12 protein-coding genes and 1 pseudogene are annotated in these 8,738 nt (G+C 68.6%); 8 read left to right on the top strand and 5 right to left on the bottom strand.

The genetic code is table 11. From position 1 onward, the window contains the following. Positions 1 to 515, bottom strand: a 515-nt coding sequence (locus VFX99_RS07305; protein WP_329665641.1) for a DUF3417 domain-containing protein, incomplete at its 3' end; no start/stop codon positions are given. 21 nt (positions 516 to 536) lie between these two features. Here VFX99_RS07305 and VFX99_RS07300 point away from each other — a divergent pair. Genes VFX99_RS07300 through VFX99_RS07290 form a run of 3 tightly spaced genes read left to right on the top strand, consistent with a single transcriptional unit; the run spans position 537 to position 2,001 of the window. Further along, a complete protein-coding gene (locus tag VFX99_RS07300) occupies positions 537 to 1,100 on the top strand; it encodes a PaaI family thioesterase (RefSeq protein WP_329665640.1) in 564 nt (187 codons plus the stop codon). 39 nt (positions 1,101 to 1,139) lie between these two features. Then, positions 1,140 to 1,373: a response regulator gene (locus tag VFX99_RS07295; RefSeq protein ID WP_329665639.1), complete on the top strand. Its 234-nt coding sequence runs from the start codon at positions 1,140 to 1,142 to the stop codon at positions 1,371 to 1,373. Further along, the gene (locus VFX99_RS07290) at positions 1,360 to 2,001 is read left to right on the top strand and encodes a CYTH domain-containing protein (RefSeq protein WP_329665638.1); all 642 of its coding nucleotides are present in this window, start codon (positions 1,360 to 1,362) and stop codon (positions 1,999 to 2,001) included. The genes VFX99_RS07295 and VFX99_RS07290 overlap by 14 nt, the downstream gene beginning before the upstream one ends. Before the next feature lie 88 nt (positions 2,002 to 2,089). Here VFX99_RS07290 and lpdA read toward each other — a convergent pair whose 3' ends face one another. Further along, positions 2,090 to 3,487 carry a dihydrolipoyl dehydrogenase gene (lpdA, locus tag VFX99_RS07285; RefSeq protein WP_329665637.1) on the bottom strand — a complete coding sequence of 466 codons (1,398 nt, stop codon included), beginning with the start codon at positions 3,485 to 3,487 and terminating at the stop codon, positions 2,090 to 2,092. Positions 3,488 to 3,496: 9 nt separating this feature from the next. Further along, positions 3,497 to 4,201 (bottom strand): copper resistance CopC family protein, encoded by a 705-nt coding sequence (locus VFX99_RS07280; RefSeq protein ID WP_329665636.1) that lies wholly within the window; start codon positions 4,199 to 4,201, stop codon positions 3,497 to 3,499. 208 nt (positions 4,202 to 4,409) lie between these two features. Here VFX99_RS07280 and VFX99_RS07275 point away from each other — a divergent pair, with 208 nt between their 5' ends. Beyond that, a complete protein-coding gene (locus VFX99_RS07275; protein WP_329665642.1) occupies positions 4,410 to 4,802 on the top strand; it encodes a hypothetical protein in 393 nt (130 codons plus the stop codon). Between the two features lie 76 nt (positions 4,803 to 4,878). On the opposite strand, the gene VFX99_RS07270 is transcribed toward VFX99_RS07275, so the two are convergent. Then, entirely contained in the window at positions 4,879 to 5,238 is a 360-nt protein-coding gene (locus VFX99_RS07270) for a hypothetical protein (protein ID WP_329665635.1), read from the bottom strand. Positions 5,239 to 5,408: 170 nt separating this feature from the next. Between VFX99_RS07270 and VFX99_RS07265 the strand changes: the two genes are divergently transcribed. From VFX99_RS07265 to VFX99_RS07250, 4 genes are all read left to right on the top strand, one after another. Then, positions 5,409 to 5,918, top strand: a complete 510-nt coding sequence (locus tag VFX99_RS07265) for an FHA domain-containing protein (RefSeq protein ID WP_329665634.1) — start codon at positions 5,409 to 5,411, stop codon at positions 5,916 to 5,918. After that, a complete protein-coding gene (locus VFX99_RS07260) occupies positions 5,918 to 6,607 on the top strand; it encodes a MerR family transcriptional regulator (RefSeq protein WP_329665633.1) in 690 nt (229 codons plus the stop codon). The genes VFX99_RS07265 and VFX99_RS07260 overlap by 1 nt, the downstream gene beginning before the upstream one ends. Positions 6,608 to 6,719: 112 nt before the next feature. Continuing rightward, complete coding sequence (locus VFX99_RS07255; RefSeq protein WP_329665632.1) at positions 6,720 to 7,262, top strand: MerR family transcriptional regulator; 543 nt, start codon at positions 6,720 to 6,722, stop codon at positions 7,260 to 7,262. Between the two features lie 182 nt (positions 7,263 to 7,444). Continuing rightward, positions 7,445 to 8,392 carry an endonuclease domain-containing protein gene (locus VFX99_RS07250; RefSeq protein ID WP_329665631.1) on the top strand — a complete coding sequence of 316 codons (948 nt, stop codon included), beginning with the start codon at positions 7,445 to 7,447 and terminating at the stop codon, positions 8,390 to 8,392. A gap of 110 nt (positions 8,393 to 8,502) precedes the next feature. Here VFX99_RS07250 and VFX99_RS07245 read toward each other — a convergent pair. After that, positions 8,503 to 8,738: pseudogene (locus tag VFX99_RS07245) on the bottom strand (ParA family protein); the annotation flags it as partial.

The following is an 8,738-nucleotide window of genomic DNA, read 5'->3' as shown; positions in this document are numbered from 1 at the left end:
GGGTAGCTCTCGCGCTGCCAGCCGTCGTCACCGATCGACTGGCGGAAGTAACCGGAGCGGTAGAACAGACCGACACCGGTGAGGGGCACGCCGAGGTCGGAGGCGCTCTTGAGGTGATCGCCCGCCAGGATGCCGAGGCCGCCCGAGTACTGCGGGAGCGAGCCGTCCACCCCGAACTCAGGTGAGAAGTACGCGATGCCGGTCGGCTTGGCGCCGTCCAGCTGCTGGAACCACCGGTTCCCGCCGAGATACGCGTCGAGTCGATCCGCCTCGTCGCGCACACGCTCGACGAAGTCTTCGTCGCGAGCCAGCTCGTCGAGCCGCGCCTGCCCGAGCGCGCCGAGCATCCGCGAGGGATTTCCGCCGGTGCGCTCCCACAGATCCGGGTTCATCGACGCGAACAGCGCGTGCGTCGCTCGACTCCACGACCAGCGCCAGTTGGAGGCGAGGCGATCGAGGGGCGCGAGCGATTCGGCGAGGACGGGGCGGACGGTGAATGTACGGATGGCCTTCACCGTCCGAGTCTAAGTCACCGTATGCAAGCGCTTGCACCGCGGCGGATCCGCCCGCACCGGCGGCGCGTGCGGCAGGATCTGTTCATGACCGACAGCCGCTCCCGGACCTTCGACTGGGCCGACCCCGCGAAGGCGCTCGAGCAGTCGCGCAACGCGGGCACCGGTCTGGACGCTCTGCAGGCGATGATCGACGGCGCCATCCCGCCCCCGCCGATAGCGCGGATGATGGGTTTCTCGCTCATCGAGGTCCGCGACGGGTTCGCGATGTTCGAGTGCGAGCCGGCCGAGTTCCACTACAACCCGATCGGCGCCGTCCACGGCGGACTTGCGTGCACGCTGCTCGATTCGGCGCTGGGCTGCGCCGGCCACACGACTCTTCCCGCCGGCGTCGGCTACACCTCCATCGACTTGAACGTGCGCTACCTCCGCCCCATCACCCACTCGTCTGGAGTACTGCGCGCGACCGGCCGCGTGATCAAGCCCGGCCGGCGTGTCATCTTCACCGAGGGCGAACTGACGGATGCCGCGGGCCGCGCGGTCGCGACGGCGACGAGCTCCCTGCTCGTTCTGGCATCCACCGACTGACTTCCCGACGATCGGGGAACCCAGGACTAGGCTCGATCCATGGCTATTGCGCGACTGCACGGCGGACCCCTCGACGGGCAGCTCCTCCCGCTGGAGAATCCGGACCTCGACCGGCTCATCGTTCCCTACAGCGAGACCCAGGTGGTCTACATGCGCAAGGGAGATCTGGAGCACACCGGCGACCACGACGGCCCGGCCGAGGCCGAGTTCTGGTTCGTCGAGGCCCACGACGACATCGACCCGTACGGCGACTCGCCGCGTGACCGCCGCTGACTCGAGCGGTCCTTCCGCGGATCCTTCGCGATCCGTCGAGGTCGAGCTCAAGTTCGACGCCGACGACGGCACGCCGCTGCCGGATTGGGCCGCACTGCCCGGTGTCGCGTCGGTGGGTCCGCCGGAACGGCGTGACCTCGACGCGCGGTACTACGACACCGCGGAGTTCGCGCTGGCCGCGGCAGGCTACGCGATCCGCCGGCGCAGCGGTGGGCCGGACGCCGGTTGGCATATCAAAGGACCCCGCATCGGCGGCGGACGCACCGAGCTCGGCTGGCCGCTCGGCGAGCCGGACGACGAGCCCGTGCCCGCGACGGTCCGCGCTGCTGTCGCGTCGGTGACGGATGCCGACCTCCGCCTCATCGCTCGCATTCTGAACACCCGGACCGCGTACGCACTGCAGTCCGCGCAGGGGGGAGTCGTCGCCGAGTTCGTCGACGATCGCGTCACCGCGACCGACGTGCGGACCGGCGTGGTGCGCACGTGGCGCGAATGGGAGATCGAGCTCGGGGACGCGGCTCCCGCCGACCCGCGGGCGTTCTTCTCCGCGGTGGAGAAAGCGGTGCTCACCGCGGGAGGTCGGGCGGCGGCATCCGCTTCGAAACTCGCGCGGGCGCTCGGTTACTGACTCGAGGTCTCGATCCGCCGCCTGCGGCGGTTAGTCGACCTTGACCCGCAGCGCATGAACTCTGCGTCGCCGCATCGATCGCCGCGCGTCAAAGATTGATCATGTGGCCGGCCAGGCCGTGGAACGCCTCCTGCACGGCCTCCGACAGTGTCGGGTGCGTGTGCACGTTGCGCGCCGCCTCGAGGGCCGTGAGGTCCCACTTCTGTGCGAGCGTGAGCTCGGGCAGAAGCTCCGACACGTCGGGGCCGATGAGGTGGCCGCCGAGGAGCTCGAGGTGCTCACCGTCCGCGATGAGCTTGACGAAGCCGATCGGCTCGCCGAGTCCGTTCGCCTTGCCGTTGGCGGAGAAGGGGAACTTGGCCACCTTCACGTCGTATCCGGCGTCCCGCGCCTGCTGCTCGGTCAGACCGAACGAGGCGACCTGAGGGGAGCAGAACGTCGCCCGCGGCATCATCCGGTAGTCGCCGAGCGTCATCGTCTCGGCCTTGCCGATCGTCTCGGCGGCGACCACGGCCTGCGCCTCGGCGACGTGGGCGAGCTGGAGCTTCGCGGTGACGTCTCCGATCGCGTAGATGTGCGGGACGTTCGTCCGCATGTAGTCGTCGATCTCGATCGCACCGCGGTCGGTGAGCTTCACGCCGGTGGCCTCGAGCCCGAAGTTCTCGACGTTCGCGGCGAAGCCGATCGACATGAGCACCCTGTCGGCCTCGATCGAGCCCTGCCCGCCGTCCTTGTCGGTGTACGTGACGGTGACCTTGTCGCCGGAGTCGACCACCGTCTCGACCTTCGTCGACGTGAGGATGTCGACGCCGTACTTCTTGTACTGGCGTGCGATCTCCTTCGACACGTCGGCGTCCTCGTTGGGGAGCGCGCGGTCGAGGAACTCGATGATCGTGACCTTGACGCCGTAGTTGACCATGACGAAGGCGAACTCCATGCCGATGGCACCGGCGCCGACGATGACGATCGAGCCGGGAAGGCCGCGGGTCATGATCTGCTCTTCGTACGTCACGACGTTCTCGCTGAGCTGCACGCCCGGCAGCAGACGCACGCGGGAGCCCGTGGCGATGATCGCGTTGTCGAAGGTGACCTCTTCTGTCGTGCCGTCGGACTTCGCCACCGTGATGGCGTTGGGGCCCGTGAAGGTGCCGCGGCCCTCGTACTCGGTGACCTTGTTCTTCTTCATGAGGAAGTGGATGCCCTTGACGTGCGTCTCGGACACCTTTCGGCTGCGGTCCCATGCGACGCCGAAGTCGAACGACACGTCGCCCGAGATGCCGAAGAGCTCGGCCTGGTCGTGGAACACATGCGCGAGGTCGGCGTTGCGCAGCAGGGCCTTGGAGGGGATGCACCCGACATTCAGGCAGACACCGCCCCAGTACTTCTCCTCGATGATCGCGACCGAGAGACCGAGCTGAGCGCTTCGGACGGCCGCGACATAACCGCCGGGGCCGGCGCCGAGGATGACGACGTCGTAATGAGGCATGGTTCCAGCCTATCGGTCGGCGGGGGAGCCGGAATCGGACGGAGAGCCGCCCGGAGCGGCGCCGCCCGCTCCCGAAATCGGCGGCTGCTCGAGCGCCCTCTGCCGGCGCGCGCGCGACACCAGCAGGTAGGTGACCGCACCCACCACCGCGACACCGAGCAGCGCGAACAGGACCCACGGCAGAGCGGCATCCCCCGTGTCGGCGGCGGGGACCGACGTTTCGCTGGGAGTCGGCGTGGCTTCCGGGGTGGGATCCTCGGTCGGGGTCGCGGTGGCGGTCGGTGCAGAAGTGGGTGTGGGTGTGGGCGTCGAGGGGGCGATCACCGTGAAGGCGAGCTCGCCCGAGATCGGGTGTCCGTCGCTGGATACGACCTTCCACAGCACCGTTATGACGCCGGATGCTGCGCCGCCGAGCGGCTGGCTCACGACCGTGCCGTCGACCGCCGGCTCTCCGTCCGCGAGGGAAGCGCCCGCGGCATCCGTCACGGAGAGTTCGGTCGCGCCGGGGTCGGTCGCGAGTTCGCCGCTGAAGGTGAGGGTCAGCTGCGCGGGCAGCGCGTCGACGGACGACTCGGCGGCCGGATCGGACGAGACCAGTTCGTCGTGCGCACTCGCGGGTGACGCGGCCAGCACGCCTCCCGCGGCGAGCAGGACGGAGGTCGCTGCCGCGATCAGCGTGCGGACGAGAGGGCGGGGAGGCGTGTTCGTAGGCATCCTGTCCAGGCTACGCGGGGCGGATCGCACCGGCGCCAGAGCCGACAGAGGTTCGAGCGCGTCTGCAGGCCAGACCCTTGTGTCGGGCGTGTGAAATCCTGCTGAGCGCGCACGGGACCCCGTGACGCGAGCGGCCCCGAGGAGTAGCGTTCCGATAGGCGGCGGTCGTCGCCGCGAAGAGTAACGAGAGGAGTGCGACGTGGACTCGATGATGATGGACATGATGTCCAAGGACGGCATGTCGATGCCCGGAATGAGCACCATGGACATGTCGCTCATGCAGGCCTGTATGGACGCCTGCTCGGCTTGCGAGCAGGCCTGTACGGTGTGTTCGACGCAGATGATGTCGTGCGCCCCCGCGTGCATGAACTGTGCGGACATGTGCAACACGATGATGCGCTCGATGCTGCGGATGCAGGGCATGACCTCCGAGGTCATGATGTCGATGCTGGACGCCTGCATGGCCATGTGCCAGATGTGCATGGACGAGTGCATGGCGCACGCGGACGACAGTGAAGTCTGCAAGATGTGCGCGCAGTCGTGCAAGGCGTGCATGGACGCCTGCATGGCGCTCAAGAACAGCATGATGAAGATGGCCTGACCTCGGTCAGAACGCCCTCGACAGCGGCGGGGATCCGCCGCAAATCCGCTCGCGCGGCTGAGCCGCAGCGGCGGCGCTAGGCGTTTGCCGTCGTCGCGACGTTGAAGCGCAGCGACCCGACGGCGAGCACGCCGTAGCGGCCGTGCAGAGCGACAGGAGTTCCCGGCGCGACTTCGTGCGCCGCGCCGGAACCACTCCACACCTCGACGCGCTGGGCGTCGGCGACCGTGCGCAGCACGACCACGCCGTCCGCGGCATCCGACAGTTCGACGATGGCGTCGAGCCACTCAGACGGCGTCGCCGATGCGAGGCGTGCCTGGATCAGGTGGAGCGCGTGACCGGGAGCGAAGGTCGAGCAGGACTCGCCGTGGACGCACATGCACGCAGCACGCTCACGCACCTGCAGGGGCGGAAGGTGGCGGTGCGGGGTCGACACGGGAGTCTCCTTGGAAGTAGGTTCGGTTACTCGCCAGGCTAGGCGCCAGGCTTCCGGCGGTCATCTCAGGTGACACACGACGAAACATTGCGCAGCGTCTCGCTCGACCGCGAACCGGCCCTGTCAGGACCCGGTCGATCCGATACGCTGGACTGCAGAGGAGGAACACCGTGGAGGACAACCGCCGACCCGGACCGGACGAGATCCGGCGGGCATCCGGAGCGGGTGCCGACGCGCGTGATTCGCACGGCCCCAGCGATACGACACAGACGTTCGGGCACGATTCCGACCTCTCGTTCGTTCCTTTCGGGAGCGATCTGACCGACGCCGAACTCGATGCCATCGAGGCGCTCCCGACCAGATCCGCCCTGTTTATCGTCCGCTCGGGACCCACCGCCGGGGCCCGCTACCTCCTCGACACCGACGTGACCACGGTGGGGCGGCATCCCGAAGCCGACATCTTCTTCGACGACGTGACCGTTTCGCGCCGTCACGCCGAAATCACCCGCACCGCGAGCGCATTCGAGCTGGTCGATCAGCGCTCGCTCAACGGGACCTACGTCAACGGCGAGCGCGTCGACCGGGCCGTCCTCACGAACGGCTCCGAGGTGCGCGTCGGCAAGTTCCGGCTCAACTTCTTCGTCTCGCCCGCCGACCTTCCTCAGGCGGCGGACGGCTGATGCCGTCCTCGTCAGCCCGCGAACGTCCATCGTCCGCGGGGCTTCTCAGCATCGGTCAGGTCCTCGCGCGGCTGAACCCGGAGTTCCCCAACCTGACCTCGAGCAAGCTGAGATTCCTCGAAGTCCAGGGCATCGTCACCCCCACCCGCACCGAGTCGGGCTACCGCAAGTTCTCGCAGGACGACCTCGAGCGGCTCCGGCTGGCCCTGACCCTGCAGCGTGATCACTACCTGCCGCTCGTGGTCATCCGCGAATATCTCGCCGACGTCGACGCCGGTCGCGACCCCGCCCCGCCGACCTCTGTCCCGCCCTCGATCGTCCCCGCGCCGCGGCGCTACCGGCGTGAGGAGCTGCTCGCCGCTGCGGGAGCCGCCCCGCAGCTGCTGAACGATGCGATCAGCACCGGGGTGCTGACACCTGCCGACGGGTACAACGACCAGGCGGTCGCCATCCTGCGGGCGCTGGTCGCGCTGGACCGCCACGGCATCGAGCCGCGCCACGTGCGAACCCTCCGCCAGAGCGCCGAGCGCGACGTCGCGCTCGTCGAGTCGGCGCTCTCGCCCCTGCTGCGGCGTACGGATGCGGCATCCCGCGCTCGTGCCAGCGAACTAGCGCCGGAACTGGCCAAACGCCTCGACGAGGTGCGCGCGATCTTCGCCCGCGCGGCTCTCGACCGCATGCTTTCCTGACGCCCGGATCCGCCGTCCGCCGCGACACGCCGAGCCACTCGGGGCGGATGTCGTTGCCCGGCGGCCAGGCCTCATCTAGCGTTGACATGTCCGATCATCAAGGAGGAAGCGTATGAACGCTCACGACGCGGACGGACCGAAGTTCGTCGCAGACCTCCTCTTCACCGACGGACTGCCCGAGATGGACGACGAAGTGGGTTATCGCGGCGCTGTTGCGGCTCGCGCGGCCGGCATCACGTACCGCCAGCTGGACTACTGGGCCCGCACGGAGCTCGTCGAGCCCACCGTCCGCGGGGCCTCGGGGTCAGGGTCGCAGAGGCTGTACGGCTTCCGAGACATCCTCGTGCTCAAGCTCGTCAAGCGCCTGCTCGACACCGGCATCTCACTCCAGCAGATCCGGACCGCGGTCGACCAGCTGCGCGCCGCCGGCATCCGCGATCTCGCCGGCACGACGCTCATGAGCGATGGCGCGTCGGTGTACCTGTGCACCTCGAACGACGAGGTCATCGACCTCGTCAGCCGCGGCCAGGGCGTCTTCGGGATCGCCGTGGGCAAGGTGCTGCGCGAGGTCGAGTCGACGCTGGTCGACTTCGAGGCGCAGGCGCCCGAGGTCGTCGACGAGCTGTCCGCGCGTCGCGCGATCCGCACCGCTTAGCCCCGGAGGCCTCTGCCGCCGCGCGCATCGACGTATTTTCCGGCCTCCGACGCCTTCGTCCGTCACCAATGGACGCTCGTGCGCCCGAATGCCGTACATGCGTGACGGATGAATCGATGGCCGACGACCCGGGCTGTGGATAGTTGCGGGGTGCAGGGACTGCTGCGCGGCACAGTGGGTGGATGAACATGCCGGACCGAAGTGCGGTCTTTCTCGTTGGAGACGCGTTGCGGGCAGGGCGTCCGCGACGTTGGATCGACAGCGTCGCCCACGATCGACCGTACCGTGGGCTCAGGGCCCCGAGTTCGGACGAGCTCGTCCACGACCACCCGGCCGGACGACAGCGTGCCGCGATCGTCCTGGCTGCAGTCCGCTTCGTCGCCCACATGCATCCCGCGGAGTATTTCAGCCATACGACGGCGGCCGTGCTCTGGGATCTTCCGCTTCCGATGCTGCCCGACGCGCGACCCCACGTGAGCGTGCCTGGACGCGCACCGCGCTTGCGCGGCATCCACGGCCATCAGATCGACCCTGCTCTGTCACGCGTCGTCACGCATTCGCGTCTCGGCCTGCGCCTTGCCGACCCCGCGACGACCTGGGCGATGCTCGGACGAATGCTGCCGCATCCGTACGACCTCGTCGCCGTCGGAGATGCGATCGTGCGCGTCCCACGCATCCCTGGTCGTGTGTCGAGGACGGAACGTGAAGCGTTGGGCACGGTCCACGAACTGGAGGCGGCGTTGCGTGCGGGCCGCCGTGGCGGCGCCGCAGTGCTCAGGAGCGCGCTGCCCCGCATCCGGCCCGGAGTGGCTTCGCGCATGGAGACTTGGGTGCGCCTGATTCTCGTGGATGCCGGGCTGCCTGAGCCGCGAACGGATCACGACGTGTTCGACCGCGACGGGTCATTCGTCGGATGCGTAGACCTGGCCTACGTCGATCTTCGGATAGCGGTCGAATACGAGGGTGACCAGCACCGTACGGACGCGCGTCAGTGGCAGCGCGACATCGAGAAGCACGAGCGGCTGGCTGAGCTGGGCTGGAGGGTTATCCGCGTGTCTCGAGATCACGTATTCCGTGACTCGGCATCGATCGTTCGCCGCGTATCGCGGGCGATCGACGATAGGCGCTGACCACTTCCTTGAAGCGACCGCCTGTGTGGAGTTCATCCGTCACGCGTGCACGCGGATGGCCGCGCGCGGCGTGCAGAGGTGACGGATGAAGCCCCGGTGCCGCGCGGCGGTCAGACCGGGTTGCCGGCGGCGGGGATGCGGCCGGTGCGCATCACGCGGTCCAGCAGCGCGTCGAAGTCTGCGGCGAGCTCCTGCGCCGAGTCTCCGGGCCAGATGTGCAGCGGCTTCGCCGCGCCCTGCGCCTGCTGCAGCGAGGTGCGCTCCGGAAGCTGCGGAGACAGCACGAGAGGGCCGAACATGTCGCGCAGCTCCTTGATGCGGAACTGGTGCTCGATCGACTGCGGGC

The organism is Microbacterium sp. (assembly GCF_036277215.1).
Lineage (GTDB): Bacteria > Actinomycetota > Actinomycetes > Actinomycetales > Microbacteriaceae > Microbacterium.
Note: the sequence above shows the minus strand (reverse complement) of the source record. Positions and strands in the feature narration are given on the sequence as shown.